This window comes from Geodermatophilus sp. URMC 60 (assembly GCF_053502585.1).
On the sequence record NZ_CP199958.1, the window covers coordinates 1,891,618 to 1,916,448 of the forward strand.

Here is a 24,831-nt window from a genome sequence, read left to right on the forward strand (position 1 = left end):
CGAGCGCCGGTCGTGCGCCGCCGACTCGGTCGGGGGCTGCGGGGACCGGTCCCGGGCACCCCTCGCCCTGCCTCCGCCGCTGCCCACCGTGCGGGGAGGAGGGGAGGCGCCGGGAGAACGGGTGCCCATTCGGCCGGGTGCGGTGAACGGCAGGCGACGAGCCGGGGGTGTCCGCGCGCTGCGGCGGCCCGGCCCGGACGCCGCCCGTAGGCTCGGGAGTCGTGACCGACCTGCCCCCGCTGGACCCCACCGCCGACGTCCTGACGCTCACCCGCGCGCTGGTCGACGTCCCGTCGGTGTCGGGCAGCGAGGCGCCCCTAGCCGATGCCGTCGAGGCGGCGCTGCGGGCGCTCGGCGGTCTCGAGGTCGAGCGGGTCGGGGACGCGGTGCTCGCCCGGACCGGCCTGGGCCGCCCGACCCGTGTCGTCCTCGCCGGGCACCTGGACACCGTGCCGATCGCCGACAACGTGCCGAGCCGGCTGGACGAGGCGGCCGGCCGGCTCTACGGCTGCGGCACCAGCGACATGAAGGCCGGCGACGCGGTGATGCTGCGGCTGGCCGGGCGCTTCGGCGTCCCCGGTGCCGAGCCGGCGCACGACCTCACGTTCGTCTTCTACGACAACGAGGAGGTCGAGGCGGTGAAGAACGGCCTCGGCCGGGTCGCGCGGGAGCGCCGCGGCTGGCTCTACGGCGACCTCGCGATCCTGCTCGAGCCGACCGACGGCGAGGTGGAGGGCGGCTGCCAGGGCACCCTGCGGGCGGTGCTGGAGGTCCCCGGCCGGCGGGCGCACAGCGCGCGCAGCTGGCTGGGCGTCAACGCCATCCACGGCGCGGCCGGCATCCTCGCCACCCTCGCGGCCTACGAGGCCCGGGAGGTCGACATCGACGGCTGCGTCTACCGCGAGGGGCTCAACGCCGTCGGCATCGAGGGCGGGGTGGCCGGCAACGTCGTCCCCGACGCCTGCACGGTGACGGTCAACTTCCGCTACGCCCCCGACCGGGACGAGGACGCCGCCGAGGCGCACGTCCGCGAGGTCTTCGCCGACGCGGTCGCGGCCGGGGCGACGCTGACCGTCGTCGACAACGCCGGCGGGGCGCTGCCGGGCCTGTCCGAGCCCGCGGCCGCGGCCTTCGTCGCGGCGGTCGGCCGCCCGGCTCGGGCCAAGCTGGGCTGGACCGACGTCGCCCGCTTCGCCGCCTTCGGCATCCCGGCCCTCAACTACGGCCCCGGGGACCCGCAGCTGGCCCACACCCGCGAGGAGCACGTCCTCGTCGACCGGCTGCAGCCGGCGGAGGACGCGCTCGTCGCGTATCTCACCGGAGAGGCCGACCGATCGCCCACCGACCAGGAGCGTGCATGACGACCACCCCCGAGCCCGCCGCGGGCCGCAAGCCGCGGCCCACCCGCCACCGCGGCCCGGTGATGCTGCGCGGCGGGGAGCCCGACCCCCGCCTGCAGGGGACGACGACCGACGCGCGGCTGCTCGACCGCCGCGGCCCCACCGACTGGGTGCACACCGACCCGTGGCGGGTCCTCCGCATCCAGAGCGAGTTCGTCGAGGGCTTCGGGCTGCTGGCGGAACTGCCGCGCGCGGTGAGCGTCTTCGGCAGTGCCCGCACGCCGCAGGACTCCGCGCACTACGCCTCGGGCGTCGAGATCGGGGCGGCGCTGGCGAAGGCCGGGTACGCCGTCATCACCGGCGGCGGACCGGGCGCGATGGAGGCGGCCAACCGCGGCGCCTCGGAGGCCGGCGGGCTGTCGGTGGGCCTGGGCATCGAGCTGCCGTTCGAGCAGGAGCTCAACGAGTGGGTCGACGTCGGCATCGCGTTCCGCTACTTCTTCGTCCGCAAGACGATGTTCGTGAAGTACGCGCAGGCCTTCGTCATCCTCCCCGGCGGCTTCGGCACCCTCGACGAGCTCTTCGAGGCGCTCACCCTGGTGCAGACGCGCAAGGTGACCCGCTTCCCGGTGGTGCTCTTCGGGTCGGACTACTGGTCGGGGCTGGTCGACTGGCTGCGGACGACGATGGTGCCCGCGGCCACCATCAAGGACACCGACCTGGACCTGTTCACGGTCACCGACGACGTCGACGAGGTCGTGCGGATCGTCCAGGAGGCCGGGAAGGCGCGGACGGCCGGCGACAACGGCGGCGGGATGCGGGCGCTGCCGGTCGACGACTCGCCGAGCGACGCCTGATGACGGCCGAGGGGACCGCCTGAGGTGTTCGAGGCGGTCCTGCTCGTCCTCACCGTCGCGGTGGTCGGCGGGCTGCTGTTCCTCGGCGGCTCGGTGCTGCTGGGCCGGGGTGAGACCCAGCCGCCTGCCGACCCGGACCGCTCCCCGCTGGAGCTGCCCGAGGACCGGCCGGTCACGGCGGACGACGTCCGCGGCGTGCGCATGTCGGTGACCGTCCGGGGCTACCGGATGACCGAGGTCGACTGGCTGCTCGAGCAGCTGGCCCAGGCGCTCGAGGAGCGCGACGCGGAGGTCGCGGCGTTGCGCGCCCGCCTCGACGAGGCCGGGCGGCCGGTGCCCGGTGCGGAGGACGCCCCGGCGGGCGGGAACGGAGCGCGGACGGATGCGTGAGCTGGTGGAGACGGTGGTCGTGGACGCGCCGCCGCAGCAGGTGTGGGCGGCGCTCACCGACTGGACCCGCCAGGGGGAGTGGATGCTGCTGACCGACGTCGAGGTCACCGGCGGGGACCCGCACGCGGTCGGCGGCCGGCTGTCGGCACGCACCGGCCTGCCCCTCCGGGGACGGCGGCGCGGCGTGCTCGACACGATGGTCATCACCGAGTGGGACCCCCCGCGGCGCGCCGTCGTCCAGCACACCGGCCGGCTCGTGCGCGGGCCGGGGATCTTCGAGATCACCCCTCAGGGCGCGGGCTCCCGCGTGACCTGGACCGAGCAGCTGTGGCTGCCCTTCGGCCCGCTCGGACAGCTCGGCTGGCCGCTGGTCAAGCCGGCCGCGGTGGCGGGCGTCCGCCTGTCGCTGAAGCGCTTCGCCGACTTCGCGCGCCGCCACACCGGCCGCGCTTGACCCGGCCCCTGGGGCCGGCTCCAGGGTGGGCGGCGTGGACGAGCACCTGCTGCGGGTCGGGGACTTCCTGCGCCGCACCCGTCTGTCGCCCAAGGCGCTGAGGCTCTACGGCGACCGGGGCCTGGTCGCCCCCGCGCGCGTCGACGGGCACTCCGGCTACCGCTGGTACGCCCCGGCCCAGGTGGCCCGGGCCCGCCTCGTGGGGCTGCTGCGCCAGGCCGGCATGCCGCTGGCCCGGGTGCGGGAGGTGGTCGACCTCGAGCCCGCCGACCGGCTGGCCGCGGTCGACCGCTGGTGGCGCGACGTCGAGGAGGACGTCGCGCGCCGGCGGGCGCTCGTCGGCTCCCTGCACCGGCGACTCGCCGGCGACCACGATCACCCGGAGGCCCCCGTGCACGACGTCGCACTGCGCACCACCGACGAGCTCACGCTGCTGACGACCCGGCGGCGGCTGACGGTCGAGGAGCTCGGCACCTTCGTCGCCGACGCCGCCCGGGTCCTCGAGGAGCACCTCACCGCGTCGGGTGCCACCCGCTCCGGTGCGCTGCGCGTCGTCTACCACGGCATGGTCACCGCCGACAGCGACGGCCCGGTCGAGGTCGCCGTCCCGTTCACCGGCACCGTCCGGCCGGCGGGCGAGCTGCGGGTGCGGCGGCAGCCGGCCGGTCGCGAGGCGGTCACCGTGCTGACCCGCGCCGAGGCCGAGTTCCCGCGCCTCCTCGACGCCTACGACGCCGTCGCCCGCTGGTGCGACGCCGCCGGGCTGGCGCGCTCCGGCAGCCCGGTCGAGGTGTACCTCACCGGCCGGGACGTCGGCCCCCGGGAGCCGCACCTCGAGGTCGCCTGGCCGGTCAGCTGACCGCGTCGCGCCGGGAGCGGGCGAAGTCGAGCGCCTCGCGGGCCAGCGGCAGGTCGGTGGCCGGCTCGCCGTCGGCCAGCGCGACCCACTCGCGGTAGGGCCGCCCCCGGCCGCCGAAGGGTCCGCCGCGCCCGTCGGCGAGCAGCGCGGCCACCCGGTCCTCGGGCAGCTTCAGCACCAGCGCACCCCGCACCACCATCGCGAAGGCGGCGCCGTCGACCTTCAGCGCCCGCGACCCGAACCGGCGGGGGGCCGTGGAGTCCGGCGGCGTCACGTCGGGCTCGCCGGCGAGGGTGTCGACGAGGGCGGCGAGGCGGTCGGCGGCGTCCACCCGCTCATGCTGCCCCGGTGGCCGCCGCCGCGGGCGCTCCGGCGGCCCGGACGGCCGCGCGGCCGGTGTACCAGCGCCGCCACAGCACCACGGCGACCACCAGCGTGACGACGGTGCCGCCGTCCCACATCAGCCGCGCGCCCTCCTCGGCGTGCGCCACGCCGGACGGGGGCGCGGCGTAGAGCCACTTCGCCAGGACGTCGTGGGCGGCCGCGCCGGCGGCCAGCGCAGTGGCCCGCACACCGATCCCGCGGCGGTGCGGCGCCGGGTCCACGGCCAGCACCGCGGCGGTCGCGAGGTACCCGCCGACGAGCAGGTGCAGCGCCACGAGCGCGGCCGGGCCCGGACGGTGGACGACGGCCGCGTGCCACCCGGTGCCGTAGAGCAGCCACAGTCCCGCGGCGTTGACCGGGACGGCGACCAGCGGATCGGTCGCCCAGCGCAGCGGCGGGGTCCGCAGCAGGCGGGCCAGCCGCCGGGCCACCCCGACCGGCAGTGCCCGCAGCGCGAGGGTGACCGGGGCGGCCAGCACCAGCAGCAGCGGCGCCGCCATGCCCAGCAGCAGGTGCCCGGCCATGTGCACGCGCAGGTCGCCGTGGGCGGTCGAGAGGACGGCGCCGGTACCGGCCGCGCCCAGGCCGGCCAGCCAGGACGCCGTCCGCCGGAGCGGCCACGGCGCGCGCAGGCCGGCCGCGACGTAGAGCACGCCCGCGGCCAGCAGGACGAGGACGGGGAGCGCGGTCACCGGGCGGCGGGACGCCGGCGGGCGCGCAGCAGCAGCCCCGCGCCGGCGGCGAGGAGGACGACGGCCGAGGCGTTCCAGGCCAGGTCGTAGCCCGTCAGGTCGACGCCGTAGCGGACCTGGTGCACCCGCAGCAGCTTGTGGTCGACCACGCCGTCCCACAGCTGGAAGGCCCCCGCGCCCAGCAGCACCATCGCCCACCACCGGCGGGCGTCGAGGGCGCCGCGGCGGCGGAGGTCGGCCAGCAGCGCCAGCCCGGCGACGACGGCCGAGAGCGTGGCCGCGTGCAGCAACCCGTCGGAGACCAGGCCCACCGTGCCCCCGGCGCGGTCGTAGAAGGAGTGCCAGCCCAGCAGCTGGTGGAAGACGATCTCGTCGACCGAGCCCATGAGGCCGGCACCGAACAGCAGCCCCGAGGCCGCCAGCCGCCGTCCGGGTGGGGGAGGGGCAGCGCGCACCGTCGGGCGGTGCCCGGTGCGAGGGCCGGGAAACGCGGCCCCGGCGGCCCGGGCAGGATGGCGGCGTGCGGGAGTGCGGCGGAGCGCGGGGGCAGCGGTGAGCCGACGGGGCTGGGTGCTGTTCCTGGCGATGTCGCTGATCTGGGGCGTGCCGTACCTGCTCATCAAGGTGGCCGTCGAGGAGTTGCCGCCGGTGGTCGTCGTCTTCGGCCGGTGCGTGCTCGGGGCGGCGCTGCTGCTGCCGTGGACGGTCGCCCGCGGCCAGCTGCGCCCGGCGATGCGGCGCTGGCGGCCGCTGCTGGCCTTCACCGTTCTGGAGATGACCGGCCCGTGGCTGCTGCTGGCGTACGCCGAGCAGACGCTGTCGAGCTCGCTCACCGGCCTGCTCGTCGCCGGGGTGCCGTTCGTCGCCGCGCTGGCCGGCCGGCTGGCCGGCGACGAGGAGCGGCTCACCCGCGTCCGGCTGCTCGGCATGGGCCTGGGCGTGGCCGGCATCGCCGTGCTGCTCGGCCTCGACATCGAGGGGCTCGCGCCCCTGCCGCTGCTCGCGGTCGGGCTGGTCGTCGTCGGGTACGCCACCGCGCCGATGATCGTCAGCCGCGCCCTGCCCGATGTGCCCGGCGTGGCCGCCAGCGCGGTGGCGCTCACGCTCACCTCGCTGGTCTACGCACCGTTCGCCGTCCCCCGGCTGGGCGGGGCCGCCCGGGCGCCTGCCGACGCCCTGCTGGCCGTGCTCGTCCTCGGGGTCGTGTGCACCGCTCTGGCGCTGGCGCTGTTCTTCGCGCTGATCCGCGAGGTCGGGCCGCAGCGCGCGCTGGTCATCACCTTCCTCAACCCGGCCGTCGCCGTGCTGCTCGGCGTGCTGCTGCTCGACGAGCCGTTCACCCTCGGGCTCGCGGTCGGCCTCCCGGTCGTGGTGCTCGGTTGCGTGCTGGCCACCCGCCGCAGTCCGGTGCGCCGCGACCGCGCCGACCTCGGCGACGTCGACGCCGCCGTCCCCTGATCCACCCCTCCGGGGCCGAGCCCGCGACTCGGCTCAAGGACCGCACCCCGGGTGCCGAGGACCGGATCGGCACCCGCCGGTCCGCGGGGCCTCCGGCAGGGGGGACGCGACAGATGCGGGACGTCGGCTCTGCTCGGTGGGCTGCCCCGTGCCCGCGCGGCCGGCTGCTGCGGTCGCTGGCCGTCGTCCTCGCGGTCCTGACGGTCGCGCTGTCCGGGCAGCCGCCGTCCTCGCCGCGGCTGGAGACGGTGAGCACCCAGGACCCCGCCCCGCCGGCGAGCGTCGCGGTGACCGGGATCGACCGCGCCCTGTCCGTCTCCTGGACCGCGTCGGCCGAGACCACCACGAGCGGCTACCAGGTCTTCCTGGACGCCGAGACCACGCCCCGGGTGACGACGGACGCCGCCACGCGGACCGCCACCCTGACGGAGCTGGTGAACGGCCGGGCCCACACGGTCACCGTCCGGACCGTGACGACGGAGGTCGTCCTCCTGCTCCCCACCACGTACGTGGGACAGCCCAGCGCCCCCGTGCAGGGCACCCCGCGGGACGGCGCCGCACCGGCCGCGCCCACCGGGGTGGGGGCCGTGCGCGGTGACGGTCGGGTCACGCTGTCCTGGACGGCGAACAGCACCGACCCCGACGTGGACGGGTACCGCGTGCTCCGTGACGGTGTGGAGGTCGCGACGGTCACCGGCACCACGTATCCCGACACCGGGCTGGTCAACGACCGCACCTACGCCTACACGGTGCAGACCTCCGACACCTCGGGGAACCGGTCGGCCCCCTCGGCACCGGCGGTCAGCGCGACCCCGACCGACCTCACGCCGCCCGCCGCGCCGACCGGCCTCGCCGGTGGCCGGGGGGACGGCCGGGCCGGCCTGTCCTGGACGGCGAACGCCGAGCCCGACCTGGCCTCCTACCGGGTGCTGCGCGACGGCGTGGAGGTCGCGACGGTCACCGGCACCACGTACCTCGAGACCGGGCTGGTCAACGACCGGACGTACACCTACACGCTGGTCGCCGTCGACGGCCACGGCAACCGGTCGGCGGCCTCGACCCCGGTGGGCGTCACGCCCACCGACCTCACCGCGCCGGCCGCTCCCACCGGCCTGACCGCCGTCCGCGGCGACGGGCAGGTCACCCTGACCTGGACCCCGAACGCCGAGCCCGACCTGGCCTCCTACCGGGTGCTGCGCGACGGCGTGGAGGTCGCCACGGTGACCGGCGCGACGACGTATCGCGACACCGCCCTGGTCAACGACACGACCTACCGCTACACGCTGGCCGCGGTGGACACCCACGGCAACCGGTCGGTGTCCTCGGCCGCCGTCACCGCGACGCCGCACGAGCTCAGCGCCCCGGCTCCGCCCACCGGCCTGGTCGCCACCCCGGGCGACCGCCGGGTCGACCTGGCCTGGACGGCGAACACGGAGACCGACCTGGCCTCCTACCGGGTGCTGCGCGAGGGCGCCGTCCTCGCCACTGTCACCGGCGCGACCACGTACACCGACACCGCCGTCGTCAACGACAGCACCTACGGCTACGCGCTCGTCGCCGTCGACACCCACGACAACGCCTCCGCCCCGTCGGAGACGGTGCCCGCGACGCCGGCCGACCGCGTCGCCCCGGCCCGCCCGTCCGGCTTCACCGCCACCCGCGGCGACCGGCGCGTGACCCTCACCTGGACGGCGAACGGTGAGACGGACCTGGCCTCCTACCGGGTGCTGCGCGAGGGCGCCGTCCTCGCCACCGTCACCGGCGCGACCACGTACACCGACACCGCCGTCGTCAACGACACCACCTACGGCTACGCGCTCGTCGCCGTCGACACGTCCGGCAACGCCTCAGGTGCCGCGACGGCGTCGGCCACCCCCACCGACCTCACCGCGCCCTCCGCACCCAGGGGCGTGACCGCGGTCGACGGCGGTGACCGCGTCAGCCTCTCCTGGACGGCGAACCCCGAGCCGGACCTGGCCGGGTACCTCGTGTTCCGGGACGGTGCAGAGATCGCGAGGGTCCCGGGGACGACCCACGTCGACAGCAGCCCCGTCGACGGCGCCGCCCACAGCTACGCGGTGGTCGCGGTCGACACCCACGGCAACCGGTCGGCCCCGTCCACCGCGGCGACGGTGGCCCCCGCGGACCGGAAGGCACCGGCCGCACCCACCGGGCTGGTCGCCACCGCCGGCGACGGGCGGGTCACGCTCGTCTGGTCCGCGAACAGGGAGCCCGACCTGGCCGGGTACGCGGTGCTGCGGGACGGGGTGCAGATCGACACCCTGACCGGCACGACGTTCACCGACACCGGGCTGGTCAACGGCAGCCTCTACAGCTACGAGATCGTTGCCGTCGACACCTCGGCCAACGCCTCGAAGCCCTCGAAGCCCGAGGTGGCGCGGCCCGTCGACTCCACCCCGCCGGCCGTGCCCGCCGGGTTCACCGCGGTCCGCGGCGACGGGCGGGTCGCGCTCTCCTGGACGGCCAACGGCGAGCCCGACCTGGCCGGGTACGTGCTGCTGCGGGACGGGGTGCGGATCGACACCCCGACCGGGACGACGTACACCGACACCGGGCTGGTCAACGACCGCACCTACGCCTACGAGCTGGTCGCCGTGGACGCCCGCGGCAACCGCTCCGACGCCGCGACGGCCAGCGCCACCCCCACCGACCTCACCCCGCCGGCCCGGCCGGCCGGGTTCACCGCCGTCGCCGGCGAGGGGTGGGTCACGCTGACCTGGACGGCGAACGGCGAGCCCGACCTGGCCGGGTACGTGCTGCTGCGGGACGGGGTGCGGATCGACACCCCGACCGGGACGACGTACACCGACACCGGGCTGGTCAACGACCGCACCTACGCCTACGAGCTGGTCGCCGTGGACGCCCGCGGCAACCGCTCCGACCCCGCGACGGTCGACGCCACGCCCGTCGACCTCCCCCCGGCCGTGCCGGAGGGGTTCACCGCGGTCCGCGGCGACGGGCGGGTCGCGCTCTCCTGGACGGCGAACGGCGAGCCCGACCTGGCCGGGTACGTGCTGCTGCGGGACGGGGTGCGGATCGACACCCCGACCGGGACGACGTACACCGACACCGGCCTGGTCAACGACCGCACCTACGCCTACGAGCTGGTCGCCGTGGACGCCCGCGGCAACCGCTCCGACCCCGCGACCGCGAGCGCCACGCCCACCGACCTCACCCCGCCGCCGGCCCCGGCCGGCGTGGCCGCCGTCCCGGGGAACCGGCAGGCCGAGCTGCAGTGGGACGCCGCGGGTGCCGACGTCGTGGAGCACCGGGTGCTGGACGCCGACGGTGGCACCGTCGCCACCGTGCCGGCGCCCGGGACCTCGGCGACGCTGACCGGCCTGACCAACGGCACGACGTACGCCTTCACCGTCGTGGCGGTCGACGCCAAGGGCAACGTCTCGGCGCGCTCCACCGAGGTGTCGGTGACCCCGCTCTACGCCATCGTCCCGGTCGAGGGCGCCGGGGAGAGCGGCGGCGTGGCCGCCAGCAGCGATGGCCGGTTCGTCGTCGTCGGCACCCGCGCCCGCCTCGAGCCGTCGGACACCAACACCGCCTACGAGCTGTACCTCGTCGACCGCACCACCGGCACCCGGACGCGGATCGCCCCGCTGCCGGCGACCGCCACCGGCGCGGGCGACGCGACGAACACCAGCGTCCCGGCGGTCAGCGACGACGGGCGCCACGTCGTCCTGGCCACGACCGCGGCGCTCGACCCACGCGACACCAACCGGCTGGCCGACGTCTACCGCCTCGACGTCGCCGCCCGCAGCTGGACGCTGGTGAGCGTCCCGCAGGGCGGCGCCGCGTCCCCGTCGGTGGCCGGCACGCTCCTGCAGGCCGGGCCCTCGGTGTACGCGACCGCCCCGTCGGTCGCGGTGTCCGCCGACGGCCGGCTGGTGCTCTTCCACTCGGCCCGGGCGGACCTGGTTCCCGGCGACACCAACGGTGCCGTCGACGTCTTCGCCAAGGACATGGGAACCGGCGCGGTCACCCGGGTGTCCACCAGCGCGACCGGCGGCAACCTGCCGCGCACGCCGATCGGCCCCGCGCTGGCGCTGACCCCCGACGGGCGGTACGCGCTCTTCACGGCCACGTCGTCCACCGGTCCGGTGGTGCTCTACCGCAAGACGCTGTCCGGGCCCGACGCCGGTGCGGCCACCGTCGTGTCCGCGGTGACGGTCGGTGGTCGGCGGACCGAGTTCGGCGTCTACCGCGACGCCGGTGACGTCGCGATCAGCGACGACGGGCGCTACGTCGCCCTGGTGACCGCCAACAAGGTGACCACCAGCTCCCCCAACCAGACCTGGTCGACGGGCCTGGCCCACCGCGTCGACACGGTCACCGGCGCCGTCGTCCCCCTGGGGAGCGGACAGACGACGGTGTGGGAGCACCAGGTGGAGCTCGACCCGACCGGCCGGTACGCCTTCTTCGCCACCGCCGCGGCGGCGCTGCCGATCGACCGCAACGGCCACACCGACCACTACCGCCGGGACCTCGACGGTGGCGTCGCCGGGCCGCTCGCGCTGGTCACCGCCGATGCCGCCGGGCGGGCCACGACCGGCCCCGCCGGTACGATCACCCCCGCCGAGTACGGCCGGCTGCTGGCGGTCACCGGCGACCGGGTGCTGGTGACGACCTCGCAGCCGCTGTCCGCGACCGACGTCAACCTGCTGCGCGACCTCTACACCAAGGACCTGCTGACCGGCACCGTGGGCGTGGGCCTGGGCTGACCGCCGTCGTCGGTGCCGGTGGCTAGCGTGCCGGGCGTGGACGAGCACACCCGCCGTGCAGGGCTGGTCAGATGTGCATGGGGCGACAGCGCGCCGGAGTACGTGACCTACCACGACGAGGAGTGGGGGACGCCGCTGCACGGCGACGACGCCCTCTTCGAGCGGCTCTGCCTCGAGGCGTTCCAGTCGGGGCTGTCCTGGATCACCATCCTGCGCAAGCGCCCGGCGTTCCGCGCCGCGTTCGCCGGCTTCTCGATCGACGCGGTGGCCGCGTTCGGTCCGGACGACGAGGCGCGGCTGCTCGCCGACGCCGGCATCGTCCGCAACCGCGCCAAGATCGCCGCCGCCATCTCCAACGCCCGCGCCGCGCAGCGGGTCCCGGAGGGGCTCTCGACGCTGCTGTGGTCCTTCGCGCCGACGGCTCCCCGGCCCCGCCCGGCCACCCTCGCCGACGTCCCGGCCACCAGTCCGGAGTCGACCGCGATGGCCCGCGAGCTCAAGCGCCGCGGCTTCGTCTTCGTCGGCCCCACGACCGCCTACGCCCTCATGCAGGCCACCGGGATGGTCGACGACCACGTGGCCGACTGCTTCCGCGCGACCGCCTGAGCGGCGTCCCGCGGTTAGCCCCGTCCAGGGCACCGCCCCGAGCTTGCGAGCGGTGGGGAGGACGGAGCCCTTCCCCCTCGGGTTGGACCTGCGCCGGGGATACGGGATCATGGGGGGTGGAGCTCACAGCATCGACGACGCCGTGCGCGGTCCACGGGCCGCGCACGGCCGACGAAGGAGGCACGCATGGCGGCCATGAAGCCGCGCACGGGTGAAGGTCCCCTCGAGGTCACCAAGGAGGGGCGCGGCCTGGTCATGCGCGTACCGCTCGAGGGCGGCGGCCGCCTGGTCGTCGAGCTGTCGCCCGACGAGGCCGCGGCCCTCTCCGAGGCACTGAAGGGCGCGACCAGCTGAACACCCCCGCGAGCCTGCCCCCGGGCAGCCCCGCACAGGACGACACGGCCCCGGCCGCCGGCAGCACGCCGGCGACCGGGGCCGCGCCGTTGCCGCGGGTCGAGGTCCTGTCCGCCCTCCCGGCGCTGGGTGAGGACGACGTCCTGGCCGTGCCGGTCGGCAGTGGCGCCGCCCTGCCCGGCTGGCTGACCGCCCCGGACGCGCCGGTCGACGCCGCCCTCCTCGGCGGCGCGCTGGCCGACACCGGCAACACCGGCCGCCCGGGCAACGTCACCAACCTGCCGGTGCCGGGACGCCACCCGCGCAGCGTGGTCGCCGTGGGGATCGGCGATGCGACGCTGCCGGACCTGCGCGGTTACGTGGCCACCGCCGTCCGCCGCGCGCAGACCCTGGCCGAGCACGGCGCGCGCCGGCTGGTGCTGCCGCTGGACGACGCGGCCGCCCCCGCCGGCGCCGAGGAGGTCCGCGCCGCCGTGGAGTCGGCACTGCTGGCCGGCTACCGCTTCCGCGAGACCTCCACGCCGCACCCGCCGCGGCTGCGGACCGTCACGGTCGTCGCCGCCGACGGCACCGACCCCGCGGTGACCGCCGCCGCGCGCGCGGGCGAGGTCACCGGGCACGCGGTCGCCTGGGCCCGCGACCTGGTCAACACCCCCAGCAACACCAAGGACCCCGCCTGGCTGGCCGACCGGGCCGCCGAGCGGCTGGGCGGGCTCCCGCACGTGACGGTCACCGTGCTCGGCCCCGACGAGCTGCGGGCCGGCGGCTTCGGCGGTGTGCTCGCCGTCGGCGGCGGCTCGGCGAGCCCGCCGCGGGTGGTCGTGGCCAGCTCCCGGCCGCCGGGGGCCCGCGCCGGGCACGTCGTGCTGGTGGGCAAGGGCATCACCTTCGACACCGGCGGCATCTCGATCAAACCCAACGCCGGCATGCGCGAGATGAAGACCGACATGGCCGGGGGCGCCGCCGTCCTCGCCGCGGTCGACGCCGCCGCCCGCCTGGGGCTCCCGGTCGCCGTGACCGCCGTCGTCCCGGCCGCGGAGAACGCCGTCTCCGGCTCGTCCTACCGCCCGGCCGACGTCGTGCGGCACGTCGGCGGCCGGACGACGGAGGTGCTCAACACCGACGCCGAGGGCCGCATGGTGCTCGCCGACGGGCTGGCGTGGGGGCGGCTGGAGCTGGGCGCCACGGTGCTCGTCGACGTCGCCACGCTCACCGGGGCGATGAAGGTGGCGCTCGGCACCCGCACCGCGGGGTTGTACGCGACCACCGACGGCCTCGCCGACGCGCTGCGCACCGCCGCCGGGCACGCCGGCGAGGCGGTGTGGCGGATGCCGCTGGCCGAGGAGCACGCCGACCTGCTGGAGAGCACCGTCGCCGACGCCAACAACGCGCCGGGCAACCCGGGCGGCACCACCGCCGCGCTCTTCCTGCGGCCCTTCGCCGGGGACCTGCCGTGGGCCCACCTGGACGTCGCCGGTCCGGCGCGGGCCGGGTCCGACGACGCCGAGGTGGTCAAGGGCGGCACCGGGTTCGGCGCCCGGATCCTGCTGCGCTGGCTGGAGGCCGGCGCCCCGGTCGACGCCCCCGTGGTGGTCGACTGATGGCCGACGAGGGCGTCGTCTTCCCGGCCGGGCCGGACGGGCGGCGCAGCACCGCGGCGCTGGGCCGGGCGGTCGTCGCCGACGCGCTGCGCCCGGTCGACCCGCCCGGTGCCGGTGCGGCCGAGCGGGAGACCAACTGGCGGGCCGGGTACCTGCCGCACTTCCGCCGGCTGGTGGAGGTGGGGCTGCCCTCGCGGGAGGCGGCGCTGACGGTCGCCGACGCCGGCCTGGCCTCGCTGCACCGGCGGATGCGGGTGGCCGGCCCGGACGGCACGGAGACCGGCCTGGAGGAGCTGGCCACCGTGCCCGCGGGCCGGGCTCTCGTCACGGCGGAGGTCACCGGCACCGCCGAGCCGGAGCGGGAGCTGTCGCTGCCCTTCCGCGGCGAGCGGCTGCGCGGCGACGCGCTGCTGCGCCGGCTCGACGCCTGGGTCGAGGGCGGCATCGCGGAGCCCTCGGCGGCGGAGGCGGTGCGCACCGTCGCCGCACACCCGGAGTGGCTGGCGCTGCCGGGCGCCACCGTCGTCGTGCTGGGCGCCGGTGCGGAGATGGGGCCGCTGACCGCGCTGCTGCGCTGGGGTGCGCGGGTGGCGGGGGTCGACCTGCCCCGCCCGGCGCTGTGGGAGCGGGTGCTCGACACCGCCCGCCGCGGTGCCGGCACGCTGCTGTACCCCGACGGCGGTGCGGACCTGGTCACCGAGGTGCCCGCCGTCGCCGACTGGGTGACCGGCCTGCCGGGGCGCGCGGTGCTCGGCAACTACGTCTACGCCGACGGCGCCACCAACGTGCGGGTCTCGGCGGCGGTCGACGCGCTCACCGTGCGGCTGGCCGCGGCCCGGGACGACCTCGCACTGGCCTTCCTCGCCACGCCGACCGACGTCTTCGCCGTCCCGCCGGAGGCCGTGGCGCAGTCGGTGCGCGCCTACGCCGGGCGGTCGCGGGCGGCGAAGCTGCTGGGCCGGCCCCTGCGGACGCTGTCGGCCGGACGGCTGCTGCAGCGGGCGTACCTGCCCGGCAGCGACCCCGGCGTCGTCGACAGCCTGGTCGCCCAGCAGGGGCCGAACTACGCGCTGGCCAAGCGGCTGCAGCGGTGGCGGGCGACGGTGGCCCGGGCCGCCGGGGCGACGGTGTCGATGAACGTCGCCCCGCCGACCCGCACCCGGTCGGTGGTGAAGAACCGCGCTCTGGCAGCGGCCTACGCGGGAGCGCACCGGTTCGGCGTCGAGGTGTTCGAGCCGGCGACGTCCAACGTGCTCATGGCCGCGCTGCTGGTGCACGACCTGCACACCGGCGGTGGTCCGGCGCACGAGCACCCGTGGCAGGACGAGGCGCACGCCGCGGTGCACGGCGGGCTGTGGCGGACGGCCTACGCCCCGCGCAGCGCGCTCGGCCTGGCCGCCCTGCTCGGCTACGGTGCCGCCCGCAGCTGAAGAAGGGCCTCCCCCGCCGCTCGCACGCTCGCAGCGGGGAGGGAGGCCGACGGTCGCGGCAGGGGGTCCTCTCTCAGCCGCGCGGGACGGTCGCGGGCCGGCGCAGCGCCTGTCGCACCGAGTCGAGGACGTCGGCCTCCGCCAGGCCCAGCCGGCGTGCCGCGGCGACCAGCCGGCCGGTGGCCTCGGCCAGCTCCAGCTCGTCCGCCGTCGCCGCCGCGCTGACCACCGCCCCGCGGCCGCGGCGCAGCTCGATCAGGCCCTCGTCGCGCAGCTGCTGGTAGCCGCGCAGCACGGTGTGCACGTTGACGTCGAGCGAGGTGGCGAGCTCGCGGGCGGCCGGCAGCCGGTCACCGGGACCGACCGCTCCCGAGGCGATGTTGCGGCGGACCGCCGCAGCCACCTGGTCGCCCAGCGGGACCGGCGAGGCCGGGTCGATGCCGATCAGCACACGCGGCTCCGCTCGGCGAGGGTGTTGACCAGGGCGGCGGCGGTCGCGGCGTCGTCGACGGTCACGAGGAAGCGGGAACCGTCGGCGAGCTCCAGGTCGAGCGCCTCGCCGCTGCGGAGGACGACCGCCGTCCGCCGGCCGCGCACCCGCAGCCCCCAGCCGCCCAGCTCCCGGGCCCGGACGTCGGACCGCCCGGCGCGGACCACGCGGGCCAACGCCACGTGCACGCGGGGGTGGGGGACCAGGGTCGGACGCGCGCTGACCCCGGTGGAGTCGACGGTGACCCGGACGGAGGTGGTGGCGCCCAGCAGGACCGCCACGACCAGGGCCGGGACCCCCGCGGCCGGGCCGACGACGACGCACAGCGCGAGGCCCAGCCCGGCCGCCACCAGAGCGCCGACCAGCATCGGCGGCGCCACGACCACGCGCGTCCACACGGCCCGGCTCCCCTCGGGCAGCTCGACCCGTGGCGCCTCCCGCGGCGGCGGCTGCCGGGCCTCGGCCGGAGCGGGTCCCCGTGCCAGGGCCCACCCCAGGAGGCCGCCCCCCACCAGTGCCAGGGCCACCATCGGGAGCAGCCACCCGGGCGCGGGCTCGTCCAGGAGGGCGGTGCGGTCGAGGCTGACCACGAGCAGGGCCCCCGGGCCGGCGGCCAGCGGGGCGGCCGACCCGATCGAGGCGGCCGCGAGCACCCGCAGCCCGGCCGGGTTGCCCCGCACGCTGCGTGCCACCAGGCCGTACAGCAGCGTCAGCCCGGCGCCGAGGACGAGTGCGGTCGCGGCGAACGCTCCCGCCGTGGTCACGCCGTCGACGAGTCCGCCGGGACCGATGTGCGTCGCCACCCCGCCGGGGAGCCGGTCCCGCCAGGCCGTCGCGGCCGACGCCACCGCGCCGGTGACCAGCAGAGGGGATCCGACCGCGACCGCGACCGTGCGCTGCACCCTGACCTCCAGTTGTTCGTATTCAACTAGAATAACTCTGGCACATGGCAGCATGATCCACAAGGCCGGAGAGGGACTGCGTCGGTGGCCCACCGTCGAGCGGAGTCCCGGCCCCCTGCAGGATCCCGCCGCGAGCCTGCGAGCGGTGGGGGCAGGGGGTCCTCTCTCAGGCGGGGCCGACGAGACCGGCGACGATCTCCGCCGACAGCGCGACCAGCGGCAGGCCGCCACCGGGGTGCGAGGAGCCGCCGACGAGGTACAGCCCCGGCACGGGGGAGGCGTTGCCCGGCCGCAGGAACGCCGCGCGGGCGCCGTTGCTCGACGTCCCGTAGATCGAGCCGCCGACGCTGCGGGTGTCGCGTTCGAGGTCGGCCGGCGTCCGGACGACGCACCAGCGCACCCGGTCGCGGACGTCCAGGCCGCGGCGGGCCATCACGTCGAGCACCTGCTGCGCGTAGCGGTCGGCCAGGCCGGGGGCGTCCCAGTCCACGCCACCGGCCGGGTCGTGCCCTGCACCATGGCGAGGCGCGTTCACCAGCACGAACCAGGACTCGCTGTCGTCGTCGGGGCGGGTCGCCGGGTCGTCGGGCGCGCTCACGTACACGGTGGGGTCGGCGACCGGCTGCGGTGCGCCGCGGTGCCGGCCGACGCCGAAGACCGCGTCGAACTCGGCGTCGTAGTCGTCGGGGAACAGGACGGTGTGGTGTGCCAGCCCCGGCGTCCGCCCGCGGAGTGCCAGCAGCAGCACGAACCCGGAGAGGGAGGGCGTGGTGCGGGCCAGGTCGCGGCGCACCCGCCGGGTCGCCCGGGAGGCGGGCAGCAGGTCGGCGTAGAGCGCCGCGGCGTCCGCACCGGAGACCACCACGTCGGCCCGCAGCACCTCGCCGCCGGCCAGTCGCACACCGGCGGCCCGGCCGCCCTCGACCAGCACCCGCTCGACGAGGGTCCCGGTGCGGACGACGGCGCCACGCTCCACCGCCCGCGCAGCCACCGCCTCGGCCAGCCGGCGCAGCCCGCCGCGCACGTACCAGGAGCCGAACTGCTGCTCGACGTGGGGCACCGTGGCCAGCACGGCCGGGGCACGCCGCGGGTCGGAGCCGGAGTAGGTGGCGTAGCGGTCCAGCAGCGTGCGCAGCCGCGGGTCGCGCAGGTGCGTCGTCCCCAGGCCGCGCAGCGTGCGCCACGGCGCGACCGTCGCGACGTCGGAGCCGCTGCGGGCCAGCCGGGCCAGCGTGGCCGCGCCGGCCAGCGGAGAGCGCAGGAACGGCTGCTCGGTGACCCGCCACATCTCCGCGGCCCGCGCCATGAGCGCCGCCCACTGGGCCCCGGCCCCGGCTCCCAGTGCGGCGTCCAGGGCGCCCGGGACCGCGGCGGCGTCCCCGGGCACGGACAGCAACGTCCCGTCGGCGAAGCGGTAGGCGACGGCGGGGTCCAGGCGCACCAGGTCCACCGCGTCCTCGAGCGGGCCGCCGGTGGCCGCGAAGAGGTCGCGGTAGAGCTGGGGGAGGGTGACGAGGCTCGGCCCGGTGTCGAAGCCGTGCCCGTCGCGGGCGTACCAGCCCAGCTTGCCGCCGACCTGCGGCGCCTGCTCGAGCACCGTCACCGCATGGCCGAGGGCGGCCAGCCGGGCCGCGGCCATCAGGGCGCCGAGGCCGGCGCCCACCACCGCCACCCGCGCCACGCCGCCACGGTACGGCGAGGCGCCGGCGACCCCGGGGGCGATCCCCGTTCCCCCGCTCGGGGGGCGGCCGTTCGCCCCGCGAGCGGGCCGGGGTGCCACCTCGGCGAGGCCGACCCCGGCGTGGCCCGTCCCGGGTCCCGTCCTGGGCCTGCGAAGGGCGGGGAGGGCGGGGTCCTCCCGCCTGCAGGAGGGCCGGTCCCAGGCCGGCGCGGGGCTTCAGGCCGGGACGGCGAGGGCGAGGACGGCGAGGTCGTCGGCCTCGTAGCGGGAGTCGCGCAGCCGCTCCTCGACCGCGGCGGTGATCGCCTCGACGGTCGCCTCCGCGTCCCGGCAGCCCTGGGCGAGCACGCGCCGCAACCCGTCCTCGCCGAACTGGGCGCCGGCGTCGTCGCGGGCCTCGGTGACCCCGTCGGTGTAGAGCACCAGAGTCGATCCCGCTGGCAGCTCCACCGCGACCACCGGGACGTCGAGGTCCGGTGTGATGCCCAGCGGGCGCCCGGGCACCCCGATCTCCCGCGACCCCTCGGGGCAGACGAGCACCGGCAGCGGGTGCCCGGCCACGCCGACGGTCGCGCAGACGCCGTCCGGGCCGGGGGAGAGCACCAGGCAGCAGGCGGTGACGAAGCGCAGCGGTCCGTCGGTCCGCGCGCGCAGCAACGCCGCGTTCACCGCGCGCAGCACCTCGGCCGGGCCGGCGGTCGTCTCGGCCGCGGGGCTGGCCGCCGCGCGGGCGGTGTGCCGGGTAAGCGCGGTGACCGCGGCGGCCTCCGCGCCGGTACCGCAGACGTCGGCGATGAGCACCATCCAGCGGCCGTCGGGCAGCGGCATGACGTCGTAGGTGTCGCCGCCGACCAGCCCGGCGCCCCCACCGGGGCGGTAGCGCGCGGCCAGCTCCACACCGCGGATGGCGGGCAGGTGCGAGGGGAGCAGGCTGCGCTGGAGGGTGTCGGCGAGCTGGCGGACCTCCGACTCGGCGCGCAGCCGGCCGAGGAACTGGCCGATCTGGCGGCCGGCGTGGGCGAGGACGTCGAGCAGCTCGGCCGGCACCGGGCGCAGCTCCCGGGAGAACAGCTCGCACACCGCGAGCAGCTCGTCGCCGCGCAGCACGGGGAAGGCGACGCCGGTGCGGAGCCCGTCGGCGCGTGCGGCCGCGAGCCGGGTGAGACGGGGCTCGGCCCACAGGTCCTCGATGACGACGGGGACGCGGCGGGACCAGACCAGGCCGGGCAGCGCCTCGCCGCGGCCGATCCGGTGGGTGCGGGAGGCCTCGTGGAGGGCCGGTGCCTCCGACCCGGGGGTGGTCCAGGTGCCGACGTGGTGCAGCGAGCGGCTGGCGCCGTCGGGCTCCCAGAGGGTGGCGGCGTCCCAGTCGAGCTCCGTGCAGAGGGTCGGCAGCAGGTCCCGGAAGGCGACGTCGGCATCGGGCGCCTCGGTGAGCGCGGCGGTGACGCGCAGCGTCGCCGCCAGGTAGCGGCTCACCAACAGCTGGCGCTCGAGCAGGATCGTCGTGCTCGCGTCGCGGAGGACGGCGACCACCCCGGCCTCCTCCGGCCCGGCACCCTCCGGCGGCGGCACCATCGCCAGCGTGACGTCGACGGTGATCTCGTGACCGTCGGCGTGCAGCGCCGGCAGCTGGGTGGTGCGCCCGGCGAGCTCGCCCTGCCCGGTGGCCAGGAAACGCGAGTAGTCGCCGCCGTGGCCGCGGCGGAAGCGCTCGGGCATGAGCACCTCGAGCGGCTGGCCGAGGACAGCGGCGGGCTCGTAGCCCAGCAGCACCCGCACGTGCGGGTTGACGTAGGCGATCCGGCCCGCGGCGTCGGCGACGACCACGGTGTCGGGCAGCGCGGTCAGCAGGGACGGCGCCGTCACCGCGGCCTCGTGGTCGAACGCCATCCCCTCTCCTTCCGTCGGGGTCACCTCCCAGGGTCGCACACGTTGCGTCAGCGACCCAGCACGGGCCGTCGACGGATCGACACGGGAACCGGCCGTTGCGCTAGAACGCGTACCGGATGCGCAGCCACGGCGCGTGCGCGGCGACGAGCTCCTGCACCCGGGTCACGCCGGCGCGCTTGACGTCGTTGCGGTAGCGCACGTTCCAGCTGCCGTTCTGGCTGCGCTTGGGCTGCTGCAGGTCCGGCCGCCAGAGCAGCTCCTCGGCCTTGGGGTGCCAGCCGAGGTTGACCTGGTGCAGGTCCCGGTTGTGGGTCAGCAGGATGACCTCGGCGGCGGCCTGCGCCTTGGCGGTGGGGGACAGCTCGTCGTCCAGCCGGCGCAGCAGCTGCGCCCAGTCGGCCTCCCAGCCCTCGCGCAGCACGACGGGGGAGAGGTTGAGGTGCACCTCGTAGCCGGCCTCGACGAAGTCGTCGACCGCGGCGATCCGCTCGGCCACCCGGCTGGTCCGGATGTCGAGCACCTTGGCGTCGTCCTCGGGCATCACCGAGAAGCGGACGCGGGTGCGGCCGCGCGGGTCGAGCTGGAGCAGCTGCCGGTTGACGTACTTGGTGGCGAAGGAGGCCTTCGCGGTCGGCAGCTCGGCGAAGGTCGCGACCAGGTCGGCGACGTTGTCGCTGACCAGCGCGTCGACCGAGCAGTCGCTGTTCTCGCCGAGGTCGTAGACCCAGGCCTCCGGGTCGCACTGGTCGGGCTCGGTCTTCGGCCCCTGCCGCGCGACGTGCCGGCGCAGGTACCCGGTGATCTGCTCGATGTTGGTGAAGACGGTGATCGGGTTGGCGTAGCCCTTCTGCCTCGGGACGTAGCAGTACGCGCAGGCCATCACGCAGCCATTCGCCGTCGAGGGCGCGATCCAGTTCGCCGAGCGGCCGTTGGGCCGGGCGGTCAGCGACTTCTTGACGCCGAGCACCAGCGTCTCGGACTTGACCCGCACCCAGCGCTCGACGTTGCCCTCGTTGCCGTGCAGCTCGGGGATCTTCCAGTGCGAGGGGACCTCCACCACCTCCGCGCCGGGGAAGCGGGCCAGCACCTGCTGCCCCCGGGGGGAGGCCAGAGCGGCGGGCTCGGCGTAGACCTGGCGCACCTGCAGGAGGCGGGCGAGGTCGGGGGAGGAGGCGGCAGGGGACGGCGAGGTGACGGGGCTTCCCACACCCGGTGCAGCAGTCGGCGCCGGAGCGCTGTTCCCGCAGGTCGGCGCGTCACCGGGGGATCAGCAGCCGGCGGACGGCGAGGGCAGCGCGCCCGGGGCGGGCCACAACCGGGCCGCCACCGTGCCGACGAGCGAGGAGGCCGGCACCGGGCCGAATGCGCGCGAGTCGATCGTCCCGTCCCGGGAGTCGCTGAGCAGGAACAGGTGCCCTTCCGGCACGGGGACCGGACCGAACCAGACTCCGTCGAGCCGGGCGGGGTCGATGGCCGGCTCGCAGACCGCCGCCCCGTCCACCACCAGGACGCCGTCCTCGATGGCCACCTCGTCGCCGCCCACGGCGACCGCCCGCTTGACCAGCATCCCCTCGCCCAGCGGGTCGGTCACGGCGACGACGTCCCCGCGCTGCACCGGCTGCTGCCCGTGCCGCACGAGCAGCAGGTCACCGGGCGAGACGGTCGGCGTCATGCTGTCGGAGTCCACGCGCATCGGCTGCAGCGGCAGCAGGCCGGAGATCGCGGCCACGAGCAGCAGCGCCGTCCCGGTGGCGAGCCACAGGACGGCGCCGCTCAGCCGCCGCCACGGCCGACCGCCGGAGCCGGCGCCGGCTCCGGCGGTCGGCCCGGGGGCCGCCCCGGCACGGGGCGCCCGGTGCCGGGGGGAGCCGCCGCGGTCCCTGGTGCGGGGGTCACCGGGGACCGCGGCGGCAGTTCGGAGGGCGGTCCTCACCCGAGGACGCCGGTGAGCCACAGCACCCACGCCGACCCGCCCAGGAGGAGCAGGCCGTCGAGTGCGCGGCCACGCCAGGACGCCGGCAGGAGGGCGGCGAGCGCCGCCACGGTGAGCAGCTCGGCGGCGACCACCGCCGTGCCGACCGCCTCGGGGCCGTGCCCGCCGGAGGCCGTGGGGAGGCCGTCCATCGCCACGGGTCCGGAGGAGCCCAGCGGCATGCCCTGGGCGAACTCGACGCCGGTCACCGGGTCGACGGCCACGGTCTCCCGGCCGGGGACGTCGTGCAGGTGCCCGGTGGCCGTGGCGTCGTGCACCGCGAACGCGTCGAGCAGCCCGGTGGTGTGCGCGAGGACGTAGAGGGTCAGCAGTCCGACCGTGCCCAGCAGTGCCGTGGCCACGAGCTGCCGGCCGGCGTGGGTGCCGGCCCAGGCGCCGAGGACCAGCCAGGCGGCCAGCCCGGCCTGGGCCAGCGCGGTGAGCAGGAAGAAGCCGACCGCGAGCGAACCTGCGGACAGGTGGTCGACCGCGGCGGCCACGTGCAGCCCCGCGGCGCCGGCCAGGCCCAGCGCCGCGCTCAGCTGCCACCAGGCGGTGTGGCGCCGGGCCCGCAGCACCACCCGGGCGGCTGCCGGGGCCGGCGCGACAGCGGTCACCGCGTGCCCCGCCGGGCCGTGCCGGTCGTCGTCGGCGCCGGGGCCGTCGTGGTGGCGGCGCCGCGGCGGGGCGGAGCCGACGTGGTGGGTGCTGCCGGCGGAACGGACGTCGTCGGCGCGGCCGGGGCCGGGGCCGTCGTCGGGGCGGCGGGGGCCGGGGCCGTCGTCGGGGCGGCCGGAGCGGGAGCCGTCGTGGTGCCGGTGCCCGTCCCGCCGGTCGTCCCCGTGCCGGTCACCGGGGGCGGCGTCTCGGCGAGCTGCTCGGCCGCCTCCTCTGCGGCCTCCTCGGCCGCGTCGGCCGCGTCGTCCAGGGCCTTCTCGTACGCCTTGAGGACCTCGTCCGGGTCGGCCGACTCGAAGTCGTCGGGCGTGCCCCGCGTGGGAGGGCAGGTGTTGATCGAGTCGCAGTCCACGTCGTGGTGACCCACCTGGTACTGGGTCATCATGTCGTGGTCCTCGTGCGAGAGGTTGTGGCAGTGGATCATGTACCGGCCCTCCTCGTGCTCGAAGTGCAGGAGGAGGCGGACGGTCTCGCCCTCGCCGACGTAGACGACGTCCTTGGGGCCCAGCTCCTCCGGCCGCGGCGGGCGGCCGTTGCGGCTGAGCACCTGGAAGTCGACCAGGTGGACGTGCAGCGGGTGGAACCAGCCGCCGGAGGAGTTCTCGACCTCCCAGATCTCGGTGCTGCGCGGCTCGACCGCGGCGAAGACGTGCTCGTACTTGCTCTTCACGACGTCGTCCCAGGTCTCGCCGTTGATGACCCACAGGCCGTTGCTGCGCTCCAGCCGCATCCGGCGGGTTGCCTTCGACGTGGCGGGGTCCAGCGTCATCACCGGGTGGGGGGCACCGAGCGTGCTGGGCACGGTGTTGCCGTCGGTGCTGGTGACGGTCTGGCCGACCTCGAACTGCATGACCTTGCCGGTGTGGTCGTAGTCCCGGGCGTTCTTGACCCCGCCGTTGAGCAGCTGGACCTTGGTGCCCTTGAGGTCGGCGAAGTCGATGACGATCTCGTAGCGCTCGGCCATGCCGATGGTCAGCGTGGTGACCGTCTGCGGCTTGTGCATGAAGCCGCCGTCGGTGGCGATGACCTGGAACGGCTTGCCGTTGCTCAGCCTGAGCGTGTAGCCGCGCGCCAGTGAGCCGTTGAGCACCCGGAAGCGGTACTTGCGCGGCTCCACCTTCATCGTCGGCCACGGCACGCCGTTGACCAGGATGACGTCGCCGTAGAGGCCGGACTCGCCGTCGTCGTCCCACATCAGCTGGCCGTTCCTGGCGAACATGACGTCGCTGATGATGAGCGGGAACTCGTACTGCGGCCGGCCCAGCCGGGCCTTCTCCCGGTCGTACCGGGGGATGCCGAGGTCGCGTTCGAGCTTCTCGTCGACCAGGTGGTACTGGGCGGCCAGGCCCATGTACACGTTCTGGGCGGTGTGGTGCACGCCGTGGTCGTGGTACCAGAGCGTCCGCGGCGAGCAGTTGTTCGGGTACATGTAGTTCTTCCACTCACCCGGGTCGGTGAGGTCGCCGGCGTAGCCGTCGAACTGCGGCTTGGACGGCGAACCGTGCAGGTGGGTGGAGGTCCAGGGGACGTACCCCATGGTCGGGTGCTTGGCCGGCAGGTTGTTGATCTGCTGCATCACGACCCGGCGGCTCTGACCGGTGTTCACGAAGCTGTCCTGGTAGACGCGGATGGTGGGCCCCGGGACCTGCCCGTTGTAGCCCCACATCGTCGTCTTGATGCCCTTGATGAACTCGACCTGGGTCGGCTTCTGCTCGATCTTGTAGTAGTCGGTGCCGGTGTAGGCGGCGCCCACGATCGGGGCGCCGGTGCCCGGGACGGCGCCGTAGCTGTTGCCCGGCTTGTTGTCGGACCGGTACGGCGCCAGCACCGGCGGAGCGGTGAAGGCAGCGACGTAGGGCCGAGGCATCTTCTTCTCGTCGAGCTCCGAGGCGGTCCGCGCCGAGAGGACAGCCTGGTAGGGCAGGGCCATGGCCGCGGTCCCGGCCAGCGACACCTTCAAGACGTCGCGGCGGTTCAGGCTGGGCGTCTGCATCGGGGGGGCTCCTCACTCACCGTTCGTGATCGATGGAGGAACA

General features: G+C 76.2%; 22 protein-coding genes. 11 read left to right on the forward strand and 11 right to left on the reverse strand.

Annotated elements, in window-relative coordinates; all coding sequences use genetic code 11:
• The first annotated feature begins 221 nt into the window (after window positions 1–221).
• From dapE to ACWIX3_RS09135, 5 genes are read left to right on the forward strand one after another with little or no spacing between them, the layout of a single operon-like run.
• Window positions 222–1,361, forward strand: coding sequence for a succinyl-diaminopimelate desuccinylase (gene dapE, locus ACWIX3_RS09115; RefSeq protein WP_448611753.1), 1,140 nt, complete (start codon window positions 222–224; stop codon window positions 1,359–1,361).
• Entirely contained in the window at window positions 1,358–2,197 is an 840-nt protein-coding gene (locus tag ACWIX3_RS09120; RefSeq protein ID WP_448611754.1) for an LOG family protein, read from the forward strand. Before dapE ends, ACWIX3_RS09120 begins: the two co-directional genes overlap by 4 nt.
• A 24-nt stretch (window positions 2,198–2,221) precedes the next feature.
• Window positions 2,222–2,587 carry a DivIVA domain-containing protein gene (locus ACWIX3_RS09125; protein ID WP_448611755.1) on the forward strand — a complete coding sequence of 122 codons (366 nt, stop codon included), beginning with the start codon at window positions 2,222–2,224 and terminating at the stop codon, window positions 2,585–2,587.
• Window positions 2,580–3,041 (forward strand): CoxG family protein, encoded by a 462-nt coding sequence (locus ACWIX3_RS09130; RefSeq protein WP_448611756.1) that lies wholly within the window; start codon window positions 2,580–2,582, stop codon window positions 3,039–3,041. Before ACWIX3_RS09125 ends, ACWIX3_RS09130 begins: the two co-directional genes overlap by 8 nt.
• A 34-nt stretch (window positions 3,042–3,075) precedes the next feature.
• Window positions 3,076–3,900, forward strand: coding sequence for a MerR family transcriptional regulator (locus ACWIX3_RS09135; RefSeq protein ID WP_448611757.1), 825 nt, complete (start codon window positions 3,076–3,078; stop codon window positions 3,898–3,900).
• Here ACWIX3_RS09135 and ACWIX3_RS09140 read toward each other — a convergent pair.
• The 3 genes from ACWIX3_RS09140 to ACWIX3_RS09150 are packed head-to-tail and all read right to left on the reverse strand — an operon-like array spanning window position 3,893 to window position 5,431.
• On the reverse strand, window positions 3,893–4,231 hold the full coding sequence (locus ACWIX3_RS09140; protein WP_448611758.1) for a hypothetical protein: 339 nt from the start codon (window positions 4,229–4,231) through the stop codon (window positions 3,893–3,895). The genes ACWIX3_RS09135 and ACWIX3_RS09140 overlap by 8 nt on opposite strands.
• Window positions 4,232–4,235: 4 nt before the next feature.
• Window positions 4,236–4,976 carry a cytochrome c oxidase assembly protein gene (locus ACWIX3_RS09145; protein ID WP_448611759.1) on the reverse strand — a complete coding sequence of 247 codons (741 nt, stop codon included), beginning with the start codon at window positions 4,974–4,976 and terminating at the stop codon, window positions 4,236–4,238.
• Window positions 4,973–5,431 carry a DUF2243 domain-containing protein gene (locus ACWIX3_RS09150; protein ID WP_448611760.1) on the reverse strand — a complete coding sequence of 153 codons (459 nt, stop codon included), beginning with the start codon at window positions 5,429–5,431 and terminating at the stop codon, window positions 4,973–4,975. The genes ACWIX3_RS09145 and ACWIX3_RS09150 overlap by 4 nt, the downstream gene beginning before the upstream one ends.
• A 97-nt stretch (window positions 5,432–5,528) precedes the next feature.
• Between ACWIX3_RS09150 and ACWIX3_RS09155 the strand changes: the two genes are divergently transcribed.
• From ACWIX3_RS09155 to ACWIX3_RS09180, 6 genes are all read left to right on the forward strand, one after another.
• Complete coding sequence (locus ACWIX3_RS09155; protein ID WP_448611761.1) at window positions 5,529–6,434, forward strand: DMT family transporter; 906 nt, start codon at window positions 5,529–5,531, stop codon at window positions 6,432–6,434.
• A gap of 113 nt (window positions 6,435–6,547) precedes the next feature.
• Window positions 6,548–11,188, forward strand: a complete 4,641-nt coding sequence (locus tag ACWIX3_RS09160; protein WP_448611762.1) for a fibronectin type III domain-containing protein — start codon at window positions 6,548–6,550, stop codon at window positions 11,186–11,188.
• A gap of 36 nt (window positions 11,189–11,224) precedes the next feature.
• On the forward strand, window positions 11,225–11,794 hold the full coding sequence (locus ACWIX3_RS09165; RefSeq protein ID WP_448611763.1) for a DNA-3-methyladenine glycosylase I: 570 nt from the start codon (window positions 11,225–11,227) through the stop codon (window positions 11,792–11,794).
• Between the two features lie 186 nt (window positions 11,795–11,980).
• Entirely contained in the window at window positions 11,981–12,148 is a 168-nt protein-coding gene (locus tag ACWIX3_RS09170) for a DUF3117 domain-containing protein (RefSeq protein WP_012947303.1), read from the forward strand.
• Window positions 12,149–12,237: 89 nt separating this feature from the next.
• Window positions 12,238–13,749: a leucyl aminopeptidase family protein gene (locus ACWIX3_RS09175; RefSeq protein ID WP_448611764.1), complete on the forward strand. Its 1,512-nt coding sequence runs from the start codon at window positions 12,238–12,240 to the stop codon at window positions 13,747–13,749.
• Window positions 13,749–15,179 carry a hypothetical protein gene (locus tag ACWIX3_RS09180; RefSeq protein WP_448611765.1) on the forward strand — a complete coding sequence of 477 codons (1,431 nt, stop codon included), beginning with the start codon at window positions 13,749–13,751 and terminating at the stop codon, window positions 15,177–15,179. Before ACWIX3_RS09175 ends, ACWIX3_RS09180 begins: the two co-directional genes overlap by 1 nt.
• A 73-nt stretch (window positions 15,180–15,252) precedes the next feature.
• Here the strand turns inward: ACWIX3_RS09180 and ACWIX3_RS09185 are convergent, their stop codons facing one another.
• The 8 genes from ACWIX3_RS09185 to ACWIX3_RS09220 all read right to left on the reverse strand — a co-directional run bounded on the left by ACWIX3_RS09185 (window position 15,253) and on the right by ACWIX3_RS09220 (window position 24,788).
• Window positions 15,253–15,630 (reverse strand): GntR family transcriptional regulator, encoded by a 378-nt coding sequence (locus ACWIX3_RS09185; RefSeq protein ID WP_448611766.1) that lies wholly within the window; start codon window positions 15,628–15,630, stop codon window positions 15,253–15,255.
• Window positions 15,624–16,625, reverse strand: a complete 1,002-nt coding sequence (locus tag ACWIX3_RS09190; RefSeq protein WP_448611767.1) for a hypothetical protein — start codon at window positions 16,623–16,625, stop codon at window positions 15,624–15,626. Before ACWIX3_RS09190 ends, ACWIX3_RS09185 begins: the two co-directional genes overlap by 7 nt.
• Before the next feature lie 112 nt (window positions 16,626–16,737).
• Entirely contained in the window at window positions 16,738–18,252 is a 1,515-nt protein-coding gene (locus ACWIX3_RS09195) for a phytoene desaturase family protein (protein ID WP_448611768.1), read from the reverse strand.
• 216 nt (window positions 18,253–18,468) lie between these two features.
• Entirely contained in the window at window positions 18,469–20,145 is a 1,677-nt protein-coding gene (locus ACWIX3_RS09200; protein WP_448611769.1) for a SpoIIE family protein phosphatase, read from the reverse strand.
• Between the two features lie 100 nt (window positions 20,146–20,245).
• Window positions 20,246–21,352 carry a spore photoproduct lyase family protein gene (locus ACWIX3_RS09205; protein ID WP_448611770.1) on the reverse strand — a complete coding sequence of 369 codons (1,107 nt, stop codon included), beginning with the start codon at window positions 21,350–21,352 and terminating at the stop codon, window positions 20,246–20,248.
• Window positions 21,353–21,412: 60 nt separating this feature from the next.
• Entirely contained in the window at window positions 21,413–22,078 is a 666-nt protein-coding gene (gene lepB, locus ACWIX3_RS09210; protein ID WP_448611771.1) for a signal peptidase I, read from the reverse strand.
• Window positions 22,075–22,734, reverse strand: coding sequence for a hypothetical protein (locus tag ACWIX3_RS09215; RefSeq protein WP_448611772.1), 660 nt, complete (start codon window positions 22,732–22,734; stop codon window positions 22,075–22,077). Before ACWIX3_RS09215 ends, lepB begins: the two co-directional genes overlap by 4 nt.
• The gene (locus ACWIX3_RS09220) at window positions 22,731–24,788 is read right to left on the reverse strand and encodes a multicopper oxidase domain-containing protein (RefSeq protein WP_448611773.1); all 2,058 of its coding nucleotides are present in this window, start codon (window positions 24,786–24,788) and stop codon (window positions 22,731–22,733) included. Before ACWIX3_RS09220 ends, ACWIX3_RS09215 begins: the two co-directional genes overlap by 4 nt.
• Window positions 24,789–24,831: the final 43 nt, after the last annotated feature.